This is a genomic window from Flammeovirga sp. AWQ4_249, from assembly GCF_056161045.1.
The window spans coordinates 179,086-200,589 of record NZ_JBSWYJ010000007.1; the positions used below are offsets into that span (position 1 = coordinate 179,086).

20 protein-coding genes and 1 tRNA gene are annotated in these 21,504 nt (G+C 31.3%); 20 read left to right on the forward strand and 1 reads right to left on the reverse strand.

Annotation, left to right across the window (positions count from 1 at the left end):
* Positions 1 to 55 precede the first annotated feature (55 nt).
* The 10 genes from ACXAHM_RS08195 (at position 56) to ACXAHM_RS08240 (ending at position 9,469) form a co-directional block, all read left to right on the forward strand.
* Positions 56 to 658, forward strand: coding sequence for a porin family protein (locus ACXAHM_RS08195; protein ID WP_474959936.1), 603 nt, complete (start codon positions 56 to 58; stop codon positions 656 to 658).
* A gap of 100 nt (positions 659 to 758) precedes the next feature.
* On the forward strand, positions 759 to 2,372 hold the full coding sequence (gene ade / locus ACXAHM_RS08200) for an adenine deaminase (RefSeq protein ID WP_474959937.1): 1,614 nt from the start codon (positions 759 to 761) through the stop codon (positions 2,370 to 2,372).
* Positions 2,373 to 2,672: 300 nt separating this feature from the next.
* Positions 2,673 to 2,746, forward strand: a tRNA-Ile gene (locus tag ACXAHM_RS08205).
* Positions 2,747 to 2,924: 178 nt separating this feature from the next.
* Positions 2,925 to 3,713, forward strand: coding sequence for a zinc ribbon domain-containing protein (locus tag ACXAHM_RS08210; protein ID WP_474959938.1), 789 nt, complete (start codon positions 2,925 to 2,927; stop codon positions 3,711 to 3,713).
* A gap of 76 nt (positions 3,714 to 3,789) precedes the next feature.
* Positions 3,790 to 4,401: a fumarylacetoacetate hydrolase family protein gene (locus ACXAHM_RS08215; RefSeq protein WP_474959939.1), complete on the forward strand. Its 612-nt coding sequence runs from the start codon at positions 3,790 to 3,792 to the stop codon at positions 4,399 to 4,401.
* A gap of 11 nt (positions 4,402 to 4,412) precedes the next feature.
* Entirely contained in the window at positions 4,413 to 5,567 is a 1,155-nt protein-coding gene (locus tag ACXAHM_RS08220) for a serine hydrolase domain-containing protein (RefSeq protein ID WP_474959940.1), read from the forward strand.
* A gap of 12 nt (positions 5,568 to 5,579) precedes the next feature.
* Complete coding sequence (locus ACXAHM_RS08225; RefSeq protein ID WP_474959941.1) at positions 5,580 to 6,329, forward strand: TrmH family RNA methyltransferase; 750 nt, start codon at positions 5,580 to 5,582, stop codon at positions 6,327 to 6,329.
* A gap of 79 nt (positions 6,330 to 6,408) precedes the next feature.
* Entirely contained in the window at positions 6,409 to 7,224 is an 816-nt protein-coding gene (locus ACXAHM_RS08230) for a hypothetical protein (RefSeq protein WP_474959942.1), read from the forward strand.
* A gap of 62 nt (positions 7,225 to 7,286) precedes the next feature.
* Positions 7,287 to 8,123 (forward strand): N-acetylmuramic acid 6-phosphate etherase, encoded by an 837-nt coding sequence (gene murQ, locus ACXAHM_RS08235; protein WP_474959957.1) that lies wholly within the window; start codon positions 7,287 to 7,289, stop codon positions 8,121 to 8,123.
* A gap of 89 nt (positions 8,124 to 8,212) precedes the next feature.
* Positions 8,213 to 9,469: a DEAD/DEAH box helicase gene (locus ACXAHM_RS08240; RefSeq protein ID WP_474959943.1), complete on the forward strand. Its 1,257-nt coding sequence runs from the start codon at positions 8,213 to 8,215 to the stop codon at positions 9,467 to 9,469.
* On the opposite strand, the gene ACXAHM_RS08245 is transcribed toward ACXAHM_RS08240, so the two are convergent.
* A complete protein-coding gene (locus ACXAHM_RS08245; RefSeq protein WP_474959944.1) occupies positions 9,462 to 10,193 on the reverse strand; it encodes a phosphoglycerol geranylgeranyltransferase in 732 nt (243 codons plus the stop codon). The genes ACXAHM_RS08240 and ACXAHM_RS08245 overlap by 8 nt on opposite strands.
* Before the next feature lie 163 nt (positions 10,194 to 10,356).
* Between ACXAHM_RS08245 and pyk the strand changes: the two genes are divergently transcribed.
* The 10 genes from pyk to ACXAHM_RS08295 all read left to right on the forward strand — a co-directional run bounded on the left by pyk (position 10,357) and on the right by ACXAHM_RS08295 (position 21,371).
* Positions 10,357 to 11,787, forward strand: a complete 1,431-nt coding sequence (pyk, locus tag ACXAHM_RS08250; RefSeq protein WP_474959945.1) for a pyruvate kinase — start codon at positions 10,357 to 10,359, stop codon at positions 11,785 to 11,787.
* Positions 11,788 to 12,024: 237 nt separating this feature from the next.
* Positions 12,025 to 13,104, forward strand: coding sequence for an LptF/LptG family permease (locus tag ACXAHM_RS08255; RefSeq protein ID WP_474959946.1), 1,080 nt, complete (start codon positions 12,025 to 12,027; stop codon positions 13,102 to 13,104).
* Between the two features lie 108 nt (positions 13,105 to 13,212).
* A complete protein-coding gene (locus ACXAHM_RS08260) occupies positions 13,213 to 14,124 on the forward strand; it encodes a DMT family transporter (RefSeq protein WP_474959947.1) in 912 nt (303 codons plus the stop codon).
* 64 nt (positions 14,125 to 14,188) lie between these two features.
* On the forward strand, positions 14,189 to 15,370 hold the full coding sequence (locus ACXAHM_RS08265; RefSeq protein ID WP_474959948.1) for a hypothetical protein: 1,182 nt from the start codon (positions 14,189 to 14,191) through the stop codon (positions 15,368 to 15,370).
* 106 nt (positions 15,371 to 15,476) lie between these two features.
* Positions 15,477 to 16,352, forward strand: a complete 876-nt coding sequence (locus tag ACXAHM_RS08270) for a universal stress protein (RefSeq protein ID WP_474959949.1) — start codon at positions 15,477 to 15,479, stop codon at positions 16,350 to 16,352.
* A 73-nt stretch (positions 16,353 to 16,425) separates the two neighbouring features.
* The gene (locus ACXAHM_RS08275) at positions 16,426 to 17,523 is read left to right on the forward strand and encodes a Nif3-like dinuclear metal center hexameric protein (protein WP_474959950.1); all 1,098 of its coding nucleotides are present in this window, start codon (positions 16,426 to 16,428) and stop codon (positions 17,521 to 17,523) included.
* 4 nt (positions 17,524 to 17,527) lie between these two features.
* Positions 17,528 to 18,739 (forward strand): YncE family protein, encoded by a 1,212-nt coding sequence (locus ACXAHM_RS08280; protein WP_474959951.1) that lies wholly within the window; start codon positions 17,528 to 17,530, stop codon positions 18,737 to 18,739.
* Positions 18,740 to 18,826: 87 nt separating this feature from the next.
* On the forward strand, positions 18,827 to 19,504 hold the full coding sequence (gene sdaAB / locus ACXAHM_RS08285; protein WP_474959952.1) for an L-serine ammonia-lyase, iron-sulfur-dependent subunit beta: 678 nt from the start codon (positions 18,827 to 18,829) through the stop codon (positions 19,502 to 19,504).
* Positions 19,505 to 19,590: 86 nt separating this feature from the next.
* The gene (locus tag ACXAHM_RS08290) at positions 19,591 to 20,934 is read left to right on the forward strand and encodes a TolC family protein (RefSeq protein WP_474959953.1); all 1,344 of its coding nucleotides are present in this window, start codon (positions 19,591 to 19,593) and stop codon (positions 20,932 to 20,934) included.
* Positions 20,935 to 20,951: 17 nt separating this feature from the next.
* Complete coding sequence (locus ACXAHM_RS08295) at positions 20,952 to 21,371, forward strand: DUF2147 domain-containing protein (protein ID WP_474959954.1); 420 nt, start codon at positions 20,952 to 20,954, stop codon at positions 21,369 to 21,371.
* Positions 21,372 to 21,504 lie beyond the last annotated feature (133 nt).

The following is a 21,504-nucleotide window of genomic DNA, read 5'->3' on the forward strand; positions in this document are numbered from 1 at the left end:
ACTGTATTACCTTAGTAATTATCAATTTTTTGAACGTACTTACTCTTAATGATATATGAAAAAAATATTTTTGGTTCTATTACTATTACTGGGTACATACTCTATTCATGCTCAAGGTATTATGGTAGCTGGAAAAGTTGGTACCACGATATCAAAAATTAAGACTAATCGACCGAATGATTTTAAATACAAGCCTAATATGACATTCGGAGTTGTTGTAGAAGCAGCTACAAGTGATTTGTTTTCAATGCAAACAGAAGTCATGTATTCTTTTGTAAAATCAGGGTCCGAAGGAACTACGGTAAGCCTTAATTATGTAGATGTTCCAATTCTTGCAAAGCTAACATTTGGTAAGAAAACAAGGTTCTTCTTTAATGCAGGTCCTATGATTAGTGTGTTAGCCAAAGCAAAGGAAGATGGGTCTACTTACATTTTAGATGGAAGCCTTGCTCCTTCTGAAAGCACCAATGAAAGAGATGGTATGCGATATCTAAATGATTCTAATGTTTCATTAGTATTTGGTATTGGAGCCTTAGTAGAAAATATTATGATTGATTTTAGATATGTAACGGGGCTATCAGATATATCAAGAGTAGAAGGAAACGACCTTTCTGTATCAAGATTTGATGTTACAGTTGCATACGCATTAGTATTTTAAGTAATTTACTAAACTATTATACCCTAACTATTAAAATAACCCTTTTTTAAACAAAAGTGATTGGATTGGTTCACGTTTGTTTCATTTATTAACTTCAACAATGGAAAAAGTATTACAAGGATATATTGTAGATGTTCACCGACGAATAATATTTCCTGGGACCTTAAAATTTAAAGGGAAAAGAATTATTTCTATAGAGTATGATGAGTCAGCAAAAGATACAAAACAATATATCATGCCTGGTTTTGTAGATGCTCATATACATATTGAAAGTACAATGCTGGTACCGACTGAATTTGCTAAAATTGCCGTAAGACATGGGACTGTTGCAACAGTTTCTGACCCTCATGAAATAGCAAATGTTCTTGGTTTAAAAGGTGTGAAATATATGATAGAAGATGGCAAGAAAACACCATTGAAATTTAATTTTGGTGCTCCTTCTTGCGTTCCAGCGACTAATTTTGAATCTGCAGGTGCAGTAATTGATGCAACAGATATCAGAAATCTGCTTAAAAGTGATGATATTAAATACTTGGCAGAAATGATGAATTGGCCAGGTGTATTGAACAGTGACACTGAAGTTACAGCTAAAATTCTTGCTGCAAAGAAATACAATAAACCCATAGATGGTCATGCTCCTGGATTAAAAGGTGAAAATGCTAAACAATATGCTAGTATTGGTATTTCCACAGATCATGAATGTGTAGAGCTTGAAGAGGCTAAAGATAAAATTGAAGCAGGGATGAAAATCCAAATAAGAGAAGGTAGTGCCGCTAAAAACTACAATGCTTTATGCCCTCTTATTAAGACTAATCCTGAGGTTTTAATGTTTTGTACTGATGACTCTCACCCACATGAACTAATTAATTATCATATTGATAAATTTGTTCATCGCTCTATTCAGGCTGGAGATGATATATTTAATGTAATTAAGATTGCTTCTATCAATACTATTAATCATTACGATTTAGATGTTGGTCAATTAAGAGAAGGTGATTTAGCGGATTTTATCGTTGTAGATAATATCACCAATTTTAATGTATTAGAAACTTATATTAATGGTGAAAAAGTAGCTGAAAATGGCAAGGAATTATTTGATACACCTAAAGCTGAAATAATTAATAATTTCAGTTGTCATAAAAAACATGTGTCAGACTTTTCATGCGATTTAGATCCTGATAAAAAGGTTAGGTGTATCGTCGCACATGACGGACAGTTGATAACTTCTGAAGAGCATATCTCGGTTTCAGATTTTCAAGAAAAAGATGTATTGAAAATATGTGTTGTAAACCGATACAAAGATGAAAAACCTGCTATTGCATTTATAAAAGGTTTCGGACTTAACAAAGGAGCAATAGCTTCTACAGTAGCACATGATTCTCATAATATCGTTGCGGTTGGAACTTCTGATGAAGCCATTTCAAAAGCAGTTAATGAAGTAATAAATATGAAAGGAGGTTTAAGTATAGTCGCTGGAGGTGAAATCAACAGATTGAATCTACCTGTCGCTGGACTTATGACAAATCAGGATGGTAGTGATGTCGCCCAAGCATATGAATTACTTTTAGATAAGGCAAAAGAGTATGGAAGTACTTTACATGATCCTTTTATGACCTTATCGTTTATGGCACTCTTGGTCATACCACAATTAAAAATTAGTGATAAAGGATTATTCGATGGAGAAAAATTTACATTTACCTCTCTTGAACTCTAAAAGAAGTAAGGCAACAATATATGTTGTCTTTTTTTATACTATTCTAATATGTATTTCTTAATAAAGCTAAATATTGAGCGTTAGAAAATTAATAATTGAAGTTTTTATTATTCCTCTAAAATCTAAAAAGTATACAAAAAACTTAAACAATTAAGGGTGATTGTATATTTTTTGAATTTTTATTTTAAAATAAAATCTTGTTTACCAATCAATTAAAAAATAATCCAAAAAAAGTTTATTTTTTCTTTTGCAAAGTTCAAAAACAATCTGCTATATTTGCAACGCTTTCAAGGAAAAGCAGCTCCCATAGCTCAGTTGGTTAGAGCATCTGACTCATAATCAGAGGGTCACAGGTTCGAGCCCTGTTGGGAGCACTTAATAGGGCTAACAAGTGATTTGTTAGCCTTTTTTTTGCATTAATGAAAATAGATTCGTTATTAATTCTAATTTATACTGAAAAAGTCGAATTTATTTACTAAAATTGCACCTTGCATAGTATGTGTTATGCATGAGGAAAAAATTTAATGTAACACTTTAGTTTTACCAATCCCTATGGAGAATACCGTCGCCCAAAGAATCGAAGCGCTTTCGAAAGTACAACATATCGACAGCGAACTAGATGCAATCCGCAAATTACGCGGCGACTTGCCTGAAGAAGTTCAAGATTTAGAGGATGAAATTGTACGTTTCGAAACACGTATCGAAAATTTCAAAGGAGATCTTGCAAACGTTGAGGCAAATATTGAACAATTAAGAGGTAAAATTCAAGATTTCAAGAAGCGAATCGTTTATCTTGAAGAGCAACAAATGAATGTTAGAAATAACAGAGAGTTTGATGCTATCAACAAGGAAATGGAAATGCTTGATCTTGATATCCAAGTTGCACAAAAGAAAATTCGTGATAACGAAGCTGAAGAAAAAATAAAGCGTGATAAAATCGTTAACACGAAAGAAGCATTAGAAGAGCGTAGAGCTGATCTACAAGCCAAGAAATCTGAATTAGATGAAATCATGGCTGATAGTGAAGTTGACGAGCAAAAGCTTCTTAAGCAACGTGATAAAGCAACTAAACATCTTGATGAGAGATTATTAAGATCATACAATAAGATTAGAGAAAACTCTTCGAATGGTTTAGCTGTAGTATCTGTAAAAAGAGGTGCTTGCGGTGGTTGTTTTAACACTGTACCTCCACAACGTCAGGCTGACATTCGTGAGAAGAAAAAATTAATCGTATGTGAGCACTGTGGTAGAGTTCTTACAGAAGTTGAAATTATTGAAGAAGTAGAAGCTACTCCTAAGAGACGTTCAACAAGAGGTAGAAAAACTACAAAGAAAAAGTAATTTTCCTAACTCATTATAAATGGCCCGATAAATTCATTATATCGGGCTTTTTTTATCTTTTAATATATCGCAGTTCATGAAAATAATTTGTATAGGAAGAAATTATGTTGATCATATCAATGAATTAAACAATGAGCGACCAACACAACCCGTAATTTTCACTAAACCAGATACAGCTGTACTTAGGAATAATGATCCTTTTTATTATCCTGAATTTTCAAAAGACATTCATCATGAAGTGGAACTTGTCGTGAAGATTTGTAAAGAAGGAAAATATATCCAAGAAAAATTTGCTCACCGTTATTATGATGAAGTAGGTTTAGGCATTGATTTTACTGCAAGAGATATACAAAGTCAATTAAAAGAAAAAGGATTACCTTGGGACCTAGCGAAAGGTTTTAATGGTAGCGCCCCTATTTCTAAATTTTTACCATTAGCTGATTTTAAATCAATTCAAGATATTAATTTCTCGGTTAAGATTAATGGTGAAGAAAAACAAAATGGCAATTCTAGTATGATGATCTGGAATGTAGATGAAATCATTTCATTTATCTCTAAGTTCATTACACTACGAAAAGGTGACTTGATCTTTACAGGTACACCAAAAGGAGTCTCTCCTATTTCTGTTGGAGACAAAATTGAAGGTTTTATTGAAGATCAAAAATTATTAGACTTCGAAATTAAATAGAAGTAATAGTTGTGGGTGGATTTTATAGGTTTCTTATCATTTCTATTTTACTTCTTTCTTTTTTCTCTTGTCAAAAGAAAGAAGTAACCAATGATGAAGAAAAAGAAGAGATAATAATTGAAAGTATTGATACATTGTCAAATGCTGAATTAGATTCATTTCAGCATGTTTTTGACTCTACTTTCACTAAACTATATAAAAAAAGACGATTCAACGGCATTGTCCTTGGTGGTAAAAATCAACAAATCGTCTATAAAAAGGCTTTTGGATATAGAGATATAAGAAGAAGAACAAAATTACAAGATGATGATGTTTTTCAATTAGCCTCTGTATCAAAACAGTTTACAGCAAGTGCTATTTTAATATTAGAGCAAGATTCTTTACTTACAGTAGAAGATTCCATAAATAAATATTTCCCTGAATTTCCTTATCCAGGAATTACCATTAAAATGTTATTGGACCACCGTTCTGGTTTACCTAATTACATTTATCTTATGGATAGGAAATTAGAGGATAAACATACACCAATCAATAATCAATTGTGTATTGACTTTATGTATGAATATGTTCCAGGAAAATATGGTTCACCAGATAGAAGGTTCAAGTATTCGAATACAGGATACATGTTATTGGCTTCTATTGTTGAGAAAGTTTCTGGCAAGCCTTTTTCTACATTCCTAGATGAAAGAATTTTCACTCCATTACACATGGATTCTACTTTTACTTTTGACCCAATAAAAGTTCAACAAGAAAATGTTGCAATTGGTCATTCGGGTAGAGCAAGAAAATTCGAAGAATATATGTTAGATGGTGTACTTGGTGATAAAAGTGTCTATTCAAATGTTGAAGACATGTTTAAGTGGCATAGAGCATTGTTAGGAGATTCACTTTTATCAGAAAAGAGTAAAGAAAAAGCATTTACCTTCCAAAGTCCAAAAAGAAGAGGTAAATTCAATTATGGATTTGGGTGGAGATTATATAAAACTTCAAATGGAACAAATGTCATCTACCATGGTGGATGGTGGCGTGGTTACTCAACATTATTTGTCCATTACCCTGAATCAGAAGCATTTCTTATAATTCTTTCCAATAGAGTGAATCATTCATTTTCAAATACAAATCATGTTTTTGATATGCTAGAAATTCCAGAATTTAGAAGAAGATAATTTATTTAAACTATGAACAAACGTTGGAGTAAAGAAGTTAGAGCATTACAACAAAAGAAAAAAAGAAAGGAAAGTAATCTTTTCATTGTTGAGGGTTTTAAAAACCTTGAAGAATTGTTTCGTTCTGATTTAAAAATTAAAGCTTTATTTTATACAGAAAAGTTAGCTCCACTCCTTTCGGATAAACTTCTTTCTAAAATTGAAGTGGTGGATGAAACAACTCCAACTCTTCTTAAGCAAAACGGACACCTTCAAACAAATGATACAGGTTTAGCCGTAGTTGAAATTCCCGAATTTTCAATTCCAAGTGCTTCTGATTTATCTGATTTCACTCTAGCTTTAGATGATGTAAGAGACCCTGGTAATCTTGGAACAATATTGAGAATTGCTGATTGGTATGGTATTAAGGATATTTTATTGTCAAAACAATGTACCGATCCATTTTCTCCAAAAGTTGTAGCATCAACTATGGGAGCTTTTAGCAGAATCAAATGCCACTCGGTTGATTTGCCAGAAAAACTAAAAGAACTTCAAAAGAAAGATGTTCAAATCATTGGAGCTGATATGAATGGTGAAAACATTCATCAATTTAAGATGAAAAATAAATCAATTATGGTCATGGGAAGCGAGTCACATGGCATAAGTGATGAGATCCATGCTATTCTAAATAATAAAATTACTATTCCTCGTTTTGGTGATGCGGAATCCTTAAATGTTGCTATTGCTACCGCTATTATTTGTGATAATATTAGACGCGTTTGACATTTATTGACAATTCCGAATGAATTATTTTCAAGCAATTTCGTGTTTATAGTATTGAACTGCTATAAAAAATAAGAATATGAATATCAAATACTTTATCACTATAACGAATCATGCTCCTGCTAAGGAAGAAAATACAGTTTCTTTTGCTCCTACAGGAAATAATAGTTTAGCGACTTGGGTAAAATTAGATCAAGATTTTAACTGGGTGGATAAAGTTTTAGCTTTAGATACTGATGTTTGTTTATATACAAATGAAGAAGTTACTTTAGAAACTGCTGCACATTGGGTGTTAGCAGAGTCTAAAGTGATGGAGAAATTTATTTGGAAAGATACAGTTGCATATTCACAAAATGAATTAATTAGCATGGCTACTTTAGAAGATAAAGTGTCTTGGCAAGATGTAGCTTTTGCTGATCGATTAATATTAAGTGACAAATACCCTAGTAATTATTATTTTGCTAAAAAAATAAATCCCCTAGCTTTATCTATTGATAAGAATATTAAAAAAGTAATTGAAGAAGAAGAAGATCAATCATTATACATTGAAAAAATTAATGAAGATTTAAATTTCTTTATCATACCATTCAAAAAAGATATCATGATTGAAGAAATTCTTCATATTATGAATAATTTACTAATTGGTGGTCAAGATTCAATTTACAAGTTAGAAGCTAGATATGAAGAAGGTGCTCATGTTGTAGGCCTTAAAAAAGTTGGTGAAAAAATCATTCAAAATGTCAAATTATCTGATAGTAAATCAGGTAGCTATATTTTTGGTGTAATAAACGCCAATCATATCACTACACAATCCCTTTTAAAGTTTGCTTTTGAAGATTTAGATGAAGTTTCCTCTCATATTGATCAAATTATTGATGAATCTTTAAATCAGTAATACTTTATAATCTATTATGATCAGAAACTATTTGATGTATATTTGTGGTTCAAACAAATTTAATTGTTGTTGCTCATCATCAAATAGAAAAAATGATAACAGAATCGTCATCAAATTATAATGATCTTGAAAAGATGGATGTAAATAAACTTTTACATAACATTAATAAAGAAGATCAGAGTGTTCCTAAAGCCGTAGAAAAAGCAATCCCTCAAATCGAAGCATTGATTAAAGAGATAGTTCCACGCATGAAAAAAGGTGGTCGCTTGTTTTACATTGGTGCAGGGACAAGTGGACGATTAGGTGTCGTTGATGCTTCAGAATGCCCTCCTACTTTTGGTGTTTCTTTTGACCTAGTAGTTGGGTTAATTGCTGGTGGTGACGGTGCTATTCGAAAAGCTGTTGAACATGCTGAAGATGATCCAAATCAAGCTTGGATTGATCTTCAAAATGAAAATATTTCTGAGAATGATACGTTAATAGGTATTGCAGCTTCCGGTCGAACTCCATATGTTATTGGAGGACTTGAAAAAGCAAACCAAAATAATATATTAACAGGTTGTATTGTTTGTAATCCAAATAGCAAAATGGCTGAAGTTGCTCAATTTCCTATTGAAGCAATTGTAGGGCCTGAATTTGTTACAGGTAGTACAAGAATGAAGGCAGGAACAGCTCAAAAATTAGTTTTGAACATGATTTCTACTTCAGTAATGATACAATTAGGTAAAGTAATCGGCAATAAAATGGTCGATATGCAACTTACCAATCATAAATTGGAAGAAAGAGCAATCCGTATGGTAATGGATGAAATTAATGTTACTAGAGAAATTGCTCAAGGTTTATTAGAAAAACATCCTTCGGTTCGACAAGCAACTGATGCATACCGTAAGGAAAAATAGATATCAAAAATTTTTTAACTATAAATTCAAACATTGTGACTTTTGACGATTTTAAGTTAAATGACGATCTTTTAGACGGCATTTACTCCATGAATTTTAGAGAACCAACTCCTATTCAAGCTCAGGCAATTCCTGCTATCTTGGATGGAAAAGACTTAATAGCATGTGCTCAAACAGGTACAGGAAAAACTGCAGCCTTTTTATTACCTATCATGGATCAGATTCATATGTCTGATTATGATGGAACAGAGACACATACCATAATTATAGTTCCCACTAGAGAATTAGCCCTACAAATAGATTATCAAATTCAAGGGTTATCTTATTACACTCCTGTGACCTCTATGCCTGTATATGGCGGAGATTCAAGTACATTTTCAAATCAAAGAAATGCTTTGAAAAGAGGTGTAGATATAATTGTTGCCACTCCAGGTAAACTTTTATCTCATCTTAATATTGGCGCTAATGTAAGTAAGGTAAAAAACCTTATTTTAGATGAAGCAGATCGTATGTTGGATATGGGATTCTATGATGATATTCTTCAAATCGCATCACATTTACCAAAAAAGAGACAAAATGTCTTTTTCTCGGCGACTATGCCTCCTAAAATTAGAAAACTAGCGAAGGAACTTCTACATAATCCAATTGAGATTAATATTGCCATTTCAAAAACATCTAAAAATGTAACTCAGCTTGCTTATCTAGTTTTTGAAAATCAAAAAAATCTTTTGGTTGATTATCTTGTTCAACAAGAAAATTATGAAAGTGTAATCATCTTCACTTCTACAAAATCTAAAGTAAAAGAAATTGCGCAAGCATTAGCAAAAAGAGGTTTAAGTGTAGAAGGTATTAGTTCAGATCTTGATCAAAAAGAAAGAGAAGATGTTTTACTTAGATTTAAAGGAAAACAAACAAAAATTTTAGTAGGTACTGATATTATATCGCGTGGAATAGATGTAGATACTGTTGAATTAGTAATTAATTTTGACGTTCCAAAAGATCCTGAAGATTATGTACACCGTGTTGGACGTACTGCAAGAGCTTCAAGAAAAGGAGTTGCTGTGACTTTTATTAGTGAAAGTAGCAAAGAGCAACAATCTTTTGGTAAAATTGAAGATTTGATTCAATTAGAAGTAGATAAACCTGAAAATCCACAATTCTTAGGCCCTGGGCCAGCTTATAATCCAGTGATAAGAAAAAGGAGACCTCCTCGTCGTAATTTTAGTGGGAATAAAAATAATTTCCAAAAAAAGAATCATCAAGGAGGAAATAATAGTAATTCAAAGAAAAAATATTTTAAGAAACCTTTCAAAAAGGGTCAAAATCAAGGAAATACACCTAAATAATATTTCGTATTTCTTTCAAGAAGTTGGGGTTGTTCTCAAATGCAGTACCGATAACGACTACATCAGCCCCAGCATTAAACTTTTCTTTTACTGTTTCAATATTACGGATACCACCTCCTACAAATAACAATCCTTCTACTGCTTTTCTCACTCCACTAATCATTGAATTTGAAACTGGTTGTTTAGCTCCACTTCCACCTTCTAAATAAAAAGCTCTTAAACCTAATAATTCACCAGCCATAGCTGTACTCCTAGCGATATCATCTTTATTAAACGGAATTGGCTGAGTGTTACTCATATATTGTACAGATGTAGTCGCCCCACTCTCCACTAAAATATACCCTAAAGGTATTGCTTCTAAGTTTGCCTCTCTCACACGGTGAGCAGCATGTATTTGTTGACCAATTAAAAAATCTGGGTTTCTTCCAGAAATTAATGACATAAAAAGTATAGCATCAGCCTCAGAAGTTACTTGCATGGCATTTCCTGGGAATAAAATGACAGGTTTTCCAAGTTCTTTTAATTCATGAACAGTCCTTTTTAGAACATTTGAAGATAAAAGACTTCCTCCAACTAAAAATATATCTGGCAAATGATTTTTATCTCCATTTTTTAAGAAAAAATATTGTTCATTTGTCCACTTATCAGGATCGATCAAGACGGCAAGCGTTTTTTTCTTGTTTTTTTGACGGTCCAAAAGGGCATTTTCTATTTTTAATTGCATTTGTTAATATAAGATGATTAAATAGGACTTGTTCTATAAATTGGAATATAATAAATTCGCATGTGTTTCAAATATAGAGTACAAAAATAAAATATCAGTCATATCTGATTTCTTTATTTTGACTCAAGACAATTTAAAATTATATATTCGTTAATTAAGAACTATGAGTATCGCAATCAACAAGACCAAAATCGTCGCTACAATTGGACCAGCTACAAGAGATAAGCAAAAGATTTTAGAGCTTATTCACGCAGGTGCAGATGTATTCCGTCTAAATTTCTCACACGACGTTCATTCTGAGCACAAGAAAGTAATCGATTGGGTAAACGAGTACAATTCAAAGTTCGGTCATAACACTGCTATCCTACAAGATTTACAAGGTCCTAAAATCCGTATCGGTGAGATGGAAGGTGGAGCTGTCGAGATTGTTGAAGGCGAGCAAATTATTATCACTAACACTCCAGTAGTTGGTACAAAAGACAAGGTATCTACTTCATATACTAACATCGTAAAAGACGTTAAAGCAGGTGATAACATTCTTATCGACGATGGTAACTTATGTGTTAGAGTTAAAGAGGTTAAAGCAAACGAAATTATCTGTGAAGTTGTTTACGGAGGTAAATTAAAATCACGTAAGGGAATGAACTTACCTGATACAAATATCTCAGAAGCAGCACTTACTGCAAAAGATAGAAGAGATTTAGAATTTGGTTTAGAATGTGGTGTAAATTGGGTAGCCTTATCATTCGTAAGAACTCCTGAGGATATCACTTCAGTAAAAGAAATCATCAAATCTAAAGGTTCAAACGCAAAAATTATTGCAAAAATTGAACGTCCTGAAGCAATTACAAACTTTGATGAAATCCTTAAAGTTACTGATGCTGTAATGGTAGCTCGTGGTGACCTAGGTGTTGAAATTAACTTTGAAGATGTACCAATGCTTCAAAAAGAAATCATCCAAAAATGTAACAGAGCAGCTAAACCTGTAGTTGTTGCAACTCAGATGATGGAATCAATGATCAACAACCCTCGTCCAACTCGTGCGGAGGTAAATGATGTTGCAAACGCAGTAGCTGATGGTACTGATGCTGTAATGTTATCAGCTGAATCTGCAGCAGGTGACTATCCAATTGAAACTGTACAAGCAATGGTTAGAATCATTACTGCTATCGAACGTCAAAATAACAACATCTATAGCAAGACTTATGATTTCAACCCTGAAAGCTCAGCATTCGCAGGAAACTTGATTGCTCAAGCTGCTTCAAGTATTTCAGCTGACTTAAATGCTAAAGCTATTATTGGTTTAACTAATTCTGGATTCACAGCTTCTAGAATTTCAAGACACCGTCCGAAGACAAATATCTTTATTTTCTCTTCAGACAAGCAATTAGCTGCTACTCTGAATATTGTTTGGGGTGTGAAAGCTTTCCATTATGTACCAAAAGAATCTTCAACTGATACTTTCAAAGAATTAGAAGAAATCTTAGTACAAAAAGGATTCCTTGCTAAAGGTGACAAGTATGTTAACATCGCTGCTTTACCAATCGCTAAGAAAGGTAAAACAAATAGCTTGAAAATTGGTATCGTAGAATAATTATTATTCTAGATATAATATATAATAGAAAGCCTTTTGAGTTTTTTCTCGAAAGGCTTTCATTTTATAATCCAATTCTTTTTTAATTATCATCCATTGTTGTGAAACAACGTTAAAAGAATCAATTAATCTGTATTCAATTGCTTATAACGTTGCAAAATTAACGGATGAATTCTTTTTTTGTAATCGGTTAGGCTTTTGCCATTTTGTCGAATTAAAACACTTACGACAGACAATATGAAACTTCTGGATAAGTATATTCTAAAAAAGTTTTTTAAAACATTTATTTTTGTAGTACTGTTACTGAACATCATTGTTTGTGTTATTGACTACACAGAAAAACAAGATGACTTTTTAAAACATGGTTTGGACTTTGGATATGTCTTTACTGAATACTATATCAACCTATTTATACACTGGGTTAATACACTAAGTCCATTATCAATATTTATCGCAGTAGTTTTTATGACTGCACGATTGGCTGCTCACTCAGAAGTTATTGCTGTTTTGAGTAATGGTGTGAGTTACCCAAGATTCTTATTACCTTATGTAATTGGTTCTTCTATCGTAGGTTTATTAATTTTCGCTTTAGTGGGATATGTTGTTCCTAACAATGCTAAAACGAGAGTTGCTTTTGAAATCAAGTATTTAAAGAGCCCTTATTACTTTAATGAAAGAGATATTCACTACAGAGTGAGCGATTCAACTTACTTATATGTAGAAAGCTATAATAATAGAATAAAAAGAGGTTACCGCCCTACTCTTGAAACTTTTGATGGTAATACATTACTTGAAAAAATTTCAGCCAATAGAATTCAATGGGATTCGGCAAACAAAGAGTGGACTTTTGATAAATACGAGAAGTATACGTTTAATAAAAACGGTACACAAAGTTTTTCAAAAGGTAATTCTTTAAAAAAGAAATTAAATCTTGATCCAAAATACTTTGAAAGTAAGTACAATCTTCACGAGACTTTGACGAACAGTGAGCTTTCAGATTATATTGAACAAGAAAGAAGTAGAGGCGTCGCCAATTTAGGTGTATATGAAAACGCACTTTACGAAAGATATGCTTATCCATTTGCCATCTTGATTCTAACATTAATGGGTGTTTGTGTTTCATCAATGAAATCAAGACACGGATCTGGATATTTAATTGCAATGGGATTTGTTCTCGCCTTTATTTACTTATTAATGGTAATTATGAGTAGAGCTATTGCAGAAGCAGAAACATTAAGTCCATTCTTAGCAGCATGGCTACCAAATATTATCTTCTTCTTTGTAACAATTGGGCTTTATTTTAAAGTTCAAAAATAAGAGTAAGATTTATTTAGGAAAGAGAGTCTAGCATTATAATAATGTTAGACTCTTTTTTTATACCTTTGAGATACAATTTTATAACACCTATACATACTTCCGTCAAGAATGTTCAACGAGCAACTTAAATTACATATCATTGTATTTATCTGGGGATTCACCGCAATCCTCGGCGTTCTAATTGAATTAGACTCATTTCAGTTAGTTTTCTACAGAACTCTAATTGCAGCCATCTCAATGGGCATTTTCATGAAAATGAAAGGTTGGGAACTAAAAGTTAATTGGAAAGATGCAACAAAGTTATTAATAACAGGTGGCTTAGTAGCATCTCATTGGATTTTATTTTTTGCTTCTGCAAAGATTTCAAAAATTAGTGTTTGCCTTGCTGGTATAGCTACAACAGCTCTTTTTACTTCGATATTGGAACCATTATTAACAAAAACAAGTATCAAACCATATGAGGTAGTTCTTGGTTTATTTGTAATTGTAGGTCTATATATCATTTTCCAATTTGAATTCGATCATGCCTTAGGATTAGCATTATCCTTAGGTGCAGCTTTTGTAGGTTCATTATTTTCTGTATTAAACGGGAAATATGTCAAAACAATCTCATCCCCTAAAATTACATTTTATGAAATGATTGGGGGTGCTGCGACAGCTTTTATATGCCTTCCTTTCTTATCTGATAGTGAAACATTAGTAGCTATTCCTTCAACGATGGATATTGTCTATCTATTAATTCTTGCTGTTCTCTGTACAACAATAGCTTATGCAGTATGTGTCGAAATTCAAAAAAGTTTAAGTGCATTTCAAGTAAATTTAACGGTCAATTTAGAACCTATTTACGGAATTATTTTAGCATTAATTTTCTTTAGAGAAGAAGAGACAATGACTACTGGATTTTATGTAGGTGCTGGTATTATTTTGTTATCAGTTTTATCATATCCTTTCCTAAAGCAAAGTTATAATCGAAGATCATCGAATAGAAAAAAATTACATAAAGAAGCTATTCAAAGCTAATATATATTTATCATATTCTTGTTTTAAAGGGTCATGCTTATTAATTTTTAAAATAAAAATAAGCATGACCCTTTATCATAAACTAATTCCAATTCTTTCTTTATTCAGTATAATTTTAATACAAAGTTGTAATGAAGAAGAAAATAATAATACCTCTGAAACCTTTACTTATCTAGATTCATATGAAGTAAAGAGTAATTATTCTTACGAAAACTTAATTCTTTTGGCACAAATCGGTGGCCTTAGTGAGATAATACCGTTAATTGAATATGGCTTTGAAAGCTATAGGATAACTTATCATTCTACTGATAAAAATAATCAGCCGATTATATTGTCTGGCGTTGTTTCATTTCCCAATGAAAATATAAGTTCTGATTGGGTTATTATTAATAGAGGCACTACTCTATCAGAAGCAAGTGCACCAAGTATTAGCAACAACCCTACTTATGAATTTGGTGCTTCATTAGGATACAATATTATTATCCCAGATTTAGTTGGTTTTGGTAGTACTGCCGATTCTAATCAATACTATTATATAAAAGAAAAAACAGGTGAGCATATTCATTCTATGCTTTTAGCAGCCTCTGAATTAGCAAATTTATTTCATAAAGAAAATACATCTAATTGCTATATAACAGGTTATTCTCAAGGTGGTTATTCAACTTTAGCAGCAATGCAACATTTTCAAAAAATTAATTCCAACTTTTCAATAAATGAAATTCATGTTGGTGCTGGAGGCTATGATTTAGTGCATATTATGGATCAAATATTATCTGAAGAAACTTATGGTTCTCCCTCATTTCTTGCGCTGATAACTTATGCTTACTATCATTATTATGAATGGGAAATTCCTTTAAATGAAATTTTCAGAGAAGATGTTATTGAAGATTTACCTTTAGTTTTAGAAGGAATGTCTTCTATTGAACAAGCAAATAGTATTTTACCAAATACTTTAGATTCATTATTTAATCCTATTTTTATGGATGAATTAATAAACCATGATACTAAAAACTTAATGTATAATGCTTTACTTCAAAATAGCGTTACAACTTTTGACTTTAATAATGAAATTAATTTATATCATTCTCCCAATGATGAACTAATCCCCTATTCATCTACAGTTCAACTTTTCAATAATCTTTTAAATAAAAATATAAATGTCAACAAGTTTGACGTAGAAGGCGAAAGTCATTCTGATGCATCTGTCCCTATGCTTATGGATGCATTTTTTAATATTTCTAATTAAAGAAAAACATATTTATTGTAGAATTTACATTTATATTGACTTTCATCAACGTTTTTAATGAGTACTCATTGTATATTCATAGATATAAAATAAAATATCAAGAGTTATGGAAATTAAAAATATATTAGTCCCTACTGATTTTTCTCCTGAAGCTAATAACGCATTAAATGTAGCTATTCAAATGGCTAAGAAGTGTGATGCTTCAATTTCATTATTACATGTTATTGATGTTCCAACAATAAATCATTATGATAGTCTATCCGTTTTTGGTGCTGGTGACATAGGAATGGAAGATCCGGAAGTTTATACGCATTATACTAAAAAATTAGCTGAAGTAGTTACTCAAAAAGTAGATAAGATTATTGAAGAAAATCCTGGTGTTGAAATACAAAAACATATTGAATTTGATTCTCTTCAAAGGCATTTAGCTGATTTTGTTGTTAGAGATGAAACGGATCTAATTATCATTGGTTCTCAAGGAATTTCAGGAATTGATGAAGTTTTAATAGGTTCGAATACTGAGAAGATTATAAGACATTCTAAAGTTCCTGTTTTAACTATAAAAAAAGAGGAAAAGAATTTTGGTCCAAAGAATATCGTATTTGCTTCTGATTTTCATAAAGTAGATGACGAAATCATAAAGTCATTAAAATTCTTCCAAGATATTTTTAATTCAAAAGTTCATTTAGTTAAAGTGATTACGCCTAATAACTTTGAGGCAACTCCCTTTTCAATAAATCATTTAAATGAATTCGCAAAAGAACATGGGTTTAAAGATTTTGATGTCCATACTTTTAATGATTTTTCTGAAGAAGAAGGAATTAGAGGGTTCGCTCAGTTCATTGATGCTGATATGATTTCTTTAATTACACATGGACGTACAGGGCTTCAACATTTATTGATGGGAAGTATTGCTGAGGAAGTAGCCAATCATGCAATCCGCCCTGTGCTTACTTTTAATAAAAAAATGAAGAAGAAATAAAAAGTAACATTTTTTTATTTCAAAATAAGGGCTCGTTTCTTTAGATTCGAGCTTTTATTCTATATAGACACTTATGAAAGTTAAAGATATATTAAAAGAGCTTGAAAATTTTGCTCCAGCTCAATATCAAGAAAGCTATGACAATGCTCGATTGATCACAGGAACCGGTAATGAAACAGTTAATAATGTTCTTGTCACTTTAGATTGTACAGAAGAAATAGTTGATGAGGCAATTCAAAAGGGCTGTAATTTAATCATAGCTCATCACCCTATTGTATTCAAGGGTTTGAAAAGTTTTAATGGTAAAAATTATGTTGAAAGAACAGTAATTAAAGCGATTAAAAGCGACATCTGTATTTTTGCTATTCATACAAACTTGGATAATATGATCCATGGTGTAAATAAAAAGATTGCAGATTTGATGGGACTTGAAAATGTTAGAATTTTGTCTCCAATTAAAAATAATAATCTTCAATTAAATGTTTATGTACCTCAAGATGCAGTTGAAGAGGTATCGAAAGCATTAGCTAATGCAGGTGCAGGAAAAATCGGTGAGTATTCTGGATGTAATTATCAATCAAAAGGGATTGGATCATTTTTACCAAGTAACAATGCAAATCCATCAATCGGTGAAAAAGGCTCTTTTGAAAGTGTTGAGGAAATTAAATTAGAAGTGCAATTACCTTCTCATTTAAAAGGTAAAGTTCTTAATGCATTAAACCAAGTACACCCTTATGAAGAAATTGTTTATCAATTATATACGATAGAAAGTACATCAAAAGAAATTGGCTCAGGTATGTATGGAACATTAAACCCACCTCTATCAGAAGTTGATTTCTTGAGAAAACTAAAATCAGTTTTTAATGCTGAGGGTATTAAACATACACCATTAAAAAATAAAATTGTTTCAAAAGTTGCTCTATGCGGTGGTGCTGGAAGCTTTTTATTACGAAATGCAATTGGTGTGAATGCTGATTTCTTTGTAACAGGTGATTTTAAATATCATGAATTCTTTGATGCTGAAGGAAAAATTGTCATTGCTGATATTGGACATTATGAAAGTGAACAATATACTTCAGATTTATTAATCAATCACCTGTCTCCTATTTTTAAAGAAATAACATTCTTCAAGACAGAAATAAATACTAATCCAGTAAAACTTTTTGTGTAATTAAATGAATTTAAAAAAAGTAATTACTGTAATATCCACTTTCTTAATTATTGGAAGTGGATATTTTTTCTATACTAAAAAAGAGCAAACTACTAAAAAGGTAGATAGTGTTACAGAGACTGAATTAAAACAGAAAAACAAAAATGTTTCAGTTGAAAAGGACATTGAATTCGAATATGATTCAATAAAATATATTAAAGCCAATAGATTCCCAGTAGATAGGGCTCCTAAATCTGTTATTGCCACAAAAGATGGTTCTAAAGTTTACGCTTTATGTTTGGAAGAATTATCTGTAATTGAAATTAATACAAGTAACTATAGAAGAACTCGGACATTAAAATTTAAACCTACAGAAGGAGTCGGTTTTGATTACTCTAAAAGAAAATGGGTTAAATCTATTCAAGAAAAACCAGTAGAAGCAGTATTAACACATAATGAAAGATTTTTGTGGATCAGCTTACATAATGCTGATGGAGTTTGTGTTTGGGACTTAAAAAATAATAATACGTTTATTGATTTCAAGGAAAATAAAAAAGTAAAAATCATTGAAAATGAAACTACAATAATGTCCCAAATTGCATTTTTTGAAACTGAAACTACTCCAAAATTTATTGTAGAAGATACTTTACACCATAGATTATATGTAACAAATTGGCATGATGATACTTGTACAGTTATAAATATTAAGGGAGGTAATCCTTCAAATTGGAAAACAATTAAGCATTTCAAAACAAAAGCAACACCTAGAGGTTTATCTATTGATTATATTAATAATCGACTCTGGATTGGTAATATGGGATCGCATAATATATCTGTTTATGATCTTAAATCTTTGAATGAAATTAAAACAATCAAGAATGTTCAATCTCCAAGACATTTTGTTTCTTTTGATTCAATTATATATTTATCACAAAGTAGTAAAGAAATTATATCAGCATATGATATAAATCGTTTTACTAAAAAATTTGAAATGAAAACCGCTGATGATCCAAGGTCAATAGCATTATCGAAAAACGGACAATTTTTATTTTCAACAGCATATGCTGACAATTTATTAGAAGTTTTTGATTTGAAGAATAAGAAAAAATTATTTTCATTACCTTCTAATGGCGGACCTGTAGGTATAACTTTAATAGAAAATAAAGAAAAGTTACAGGCTTGGGTTTGTAATTATAAATTTTCCACGATAAAAGTATTTCATTTCACATTAAAATAGTGATATTTACACTACACATATATTATCCAAGGAATAAGTTTTTATTCATTTTATCAACCATATAAACATTAAATAGCCGACTTAATTATGGCAGAAAAGTCTAGTATTTTTGATATGATAGGCCCAATCATGATTGGACCATCAAGTTCACATACAGCAGGTGTAGTAAGAATCGGAAGAGTTGGACATAAGATGATTGGTGGAACACCTGATCATGCTGAAGTTATTTTTTACAATTCCTTTGCAAGAACATACGAAGGCCATGGTTCTGACAAAGCAATTATAGCAGGATTAATGGGTTTAAGCACAGATGATCCTGGAATTAAACAAGCTTTTGATACAGCAGAAGAAAATAATTTTGAATATACATTTAAACCTGTTGGGAATGCATCAGAACATCATCCCAATACTATTCGTTTAATTTTAACAAAAGGCGACAAAAGATTATCATTAGTTGGTGTAAGCAAAGGTGGAGGCATAATTTCTATTAGAGAAGTAAATAGATTCTCATGTAATTTTAGTGCTAACTCTCCTACTATGATTGTCACCACTGATGATAGAAAAGGTGCAATTTCTTTTATTTCAATGTTATTGGCTCAAGAAGAAGTCAATATTGCAGAGATGACAGTATCCAGAAGTGGAAAAAATCAAAAGGCAACTCAGTTTATTGAAATGGATGAAAGACCTCGTGATATAACTTTAGAATACCTTGAAAGCATAAAATGGGTCCATAATGTCACTTTTTTACCAAATGTAGACGACTAACCTTTAATAGGTTAGTTTTTCTTTTTATATTTTGGAAACGAAATACAAATTTTACTTCATTTGTTCTCACAGACAAATTTTTTATAATGTACAAACGTCAACTTCTATCTATACTTTTTCTAATTAATAGTGTCATAGCCTACTCTCAAGAAAAAGAATGGTCATATCAACAATGTGTTGAATATGCGATTGAAAACAATCTACTTGTCAAATTACAAAATTATGATGTAGATGAAAGAACTGAAGAATACCGCCAAGCAAGAAGCCAATGGATTCCTAATGTTAACGGTTTTTATACTCATTCCTTTAATAGAGGTTTGACTATTGATCCTTTTACAAACATCAGTTCACAAGAAAATATCAATACAGGTAATATTGGTGCTCAAGTTCAAGTTCCACTTGTTACAGGTAGAAAAATTTGGAATAGAGTAAAACAATCTAAAACAAGTATTGAAAGCTCTGAACTTGGGAAAAAGAAAATGGAAAATGATATTTTACTCCAAGTCACTGAAAACTTTCTTGATGCTATTTTCAAATATGAAAATATTGGCATATCAGAACAAAGAGTAAAAACATTAACTGAACAAGTAGATAGAACGAAACGCTTAGTTGATGCAGGTTCAGTGCCTTTAGCAGAGTTATTAGATTTACTTTCTCAAAAGGCTGATACAGATAGACAATTAACGGAAGCAGAAAATGCTTATTCTATTGCAATACTTACATTAAAGCAATCAATGCAATTGGATTTTAATACTCCATTTGATATTGTAATTCCTGAATTGGCAGATCCTGATACAGCTATGGTTTTTCAAAATAGTAATGATGTATATCTTACTTCTCAAGTAATTATGCCTGAAATTCTGCAAGCAGATAGAGATATTGCTATTTCTGTATTTCAAAGAAAGATTGCAAAAGGAGATTATTATCCTTCATTAAGTTTTAACGGTAATGTTACGAGTAGTTATTCTTCTTCTTTTTATAATCCAATTGACCCAACCGACAATTCTTTAAAAACACAATTAGAAAATGGTTTTCGTCAGGTAGCAGCAATCCAATTGACAATACCTATTTATAATAATAGAAATATAAAAACTCAAGTAAATAAGGCAAAAATCGCAATTACAAAAAGTGAAGTACAAAAAGAGCAACGCCTTAATGAGTTGAGAATTAATATTGAACAAGCATATATCAATGCAATTAGTGCTCAAAAAACATATATTTCATCAAAAAAATCTGTTGAATCGCTTATTGAACAATTTAGATCAGTAAATAAACGTTTTACTTCTGGAGCAGCTTCTACTACTGACTATGTTGTTGCAGAAAATAATTTAAACATAGCGAAAGCAGAATTAAATAGAGCTAAATACCAATTTATTTTCTCTCGTAAAATATTAGATTTTTATGAAGGAAGAGAAATTATTATAGAATAATACATAACTTTTTTATTATGAGAAAAATCCTTTTTATCGTTTTTATCATTTTTTCATCTTCAAATTTATTTGCACAAGAAACATCCGCTTTAGGTATATGGAAAACAATTGATGATGAAACGGGTGAGGCAAAAGCACACGTAGAACTTTATAAAGTTGGTGATAAAATGCATGGGAAAATTATCAAATTACTTATTGACCCTGAAAATACAGTTTGTGAAAATTGCCCTGGAGATAAAAAAAATAAACCAGTTGTAGGTATGGAAATCATCTGGGATATGGAGAAAAATGGTGATGAATGGGATGATGGAAAAATATTAAAACCAGAAAATGGTAAAATATATAACGGTAAGATTTGGGTCGAAGACGGTAAACTTCAAGTGAGAGGTTATATTGGCTTTATGTATAAAACTCAAACTTGGCTAAGAGTTGAATAAAAAAAAGGCTTTCATTTATTTGAAAGCCTTTTTTCATTCTTCGGGAGTGTAAACTGAACGCTGTCTCGTTTTTAATTCAGAGTTTAATTTCTTTCTCAGTTCATAATTAAGTTTCTTTTTTCAAGAAGAACAA

Excerpts from the sequence above, each read along its gene's own strand:
- ACXAHM_RS08265 (WP_474959948.1), top strand. The coding sequence starts at position 14,189 with ATGACCCTTTATCATAAACTAATTCCAATTCTTTCTTTATTCAGTATA.
- ACXAHM_RS08290 (WP_474959953.1), top strand. The coding sequence starts at position 19,591 with ATGTACAAACGTCAACTTCTATCTATACTTTTTCTAATTAATAGTGTC.
- ACXAHM_RS08210 (WP_474959938.1), top strand. The coding sequence starts at position 2,925 with ATGGAGAATACCGTCGCCCAAAGAATCGAAGCGCTTTCGAAAGTACAA.
- ACXAHM_RS08280 (WP_474959951.1), top strand. The coding sequence starts at position 17,528 with ATGAATTTAAAAAAAGTAATTACTGTAATATCCACTTTCTTAATTATT.
- ACXAHM_RS08270 (WP_474959949.1), top strand. The coding sequence starts at position 15,477 with ATGGAAATTAAAAATATATTAGTCCCTACTGATTTTTCTCCTGAAGCT.
- pyk (WP_474959945.1), top strand. The coding sequence starts at position 10,357 with ATGAGTATCGCAATCAACAAGACCAAAATCGTCGCTACAATTGGACCA.
- ACXAHM_RS08255 (WP_474959946.1), top strand. The coding sequence starts at position 12,025 with ATGAAACTTCTGGATAAGTATATTCTAAAAAAGTTTTTTAAAACATTT.
- ACXAHM_RS08295 (WP_474959954.1), top strand. The coding sequence starts at position 20,952 with ATGAGAAAAATCCTTTTTATCGTTTTTATCATTTTTTCATCTTCAAAT.
- ACXAHM_RS08240 (WP_474959943.1), top strand. The coding sequence starts at position 8,213 with ATGAATTTTAGAGAACCAACTCCTATTCAAGCTCAGGCAATTCCTGCT.
- ade (WP_474959937.1), top strand. The coding sequence starts at position 759 with ATGGAAAAAGTATTACAAGGATATATTGTAGATGTTCACCGACGAATA.
- ACXAHM_RS08215 (WP_474959939.1), top strand. The coding sequence starts at position 3,790 with ATGAAAATAATTTGTATAGGAAGAAATTATGTTGATCATATCAATGAA.
- ACXAHM_RS08245 (WP_474959944.1), bottom strand. The coding sequence starts at position 10,193 with ATGCAATTAAAAATAGAAAATGCCCTTTTGGACCGTCAAAAAAACAAG.
- ACXAHM_RS08230 (WP_474959942.1), top strand. The coding sequence starts at position 6,409 with ATGAATATCAAATACTTTATCACTATAACGAATCATGCTCCTGCTAAG.
- sdaAB (WP_474959952.1), top strand. The coding sequence starts at position 18,827 with ATGGCAGAAAAGTCTAGTATTTTTGATATGATAGGCCCAATCATGATT.
- ACXAHM_RS08275 (WP_474959950.1), top strand. The coding sequence starts at position 16,426 with ATGAAAGTTAAAGATATATTAAAAGAGCTTGAAAATTTTGCTCCAGCT.
- ACXAHM_RS08225 (WP_474959941.1), top strand. The coding sequence starts at position 5,580 with ATGAACAAACGTTGGAGTAAAGAAGTTAGAGCATTACAACAAAAGAAA.
- ACXAHM_RS08195 (WP_474959936.1), top strand. The coding sequence starts at position 56 with ATGAAAAAAATATTTTTGGTTCTATTACTATTACTGGGTACATACTCT.
- ACXAHM_RS08260 (WP_474959947.1), top strand. The coding sequence starts at position 13,213 with ATGTTCAACGAGCAACTTAAATTACATATCATTGTATTTATCTGGGGA.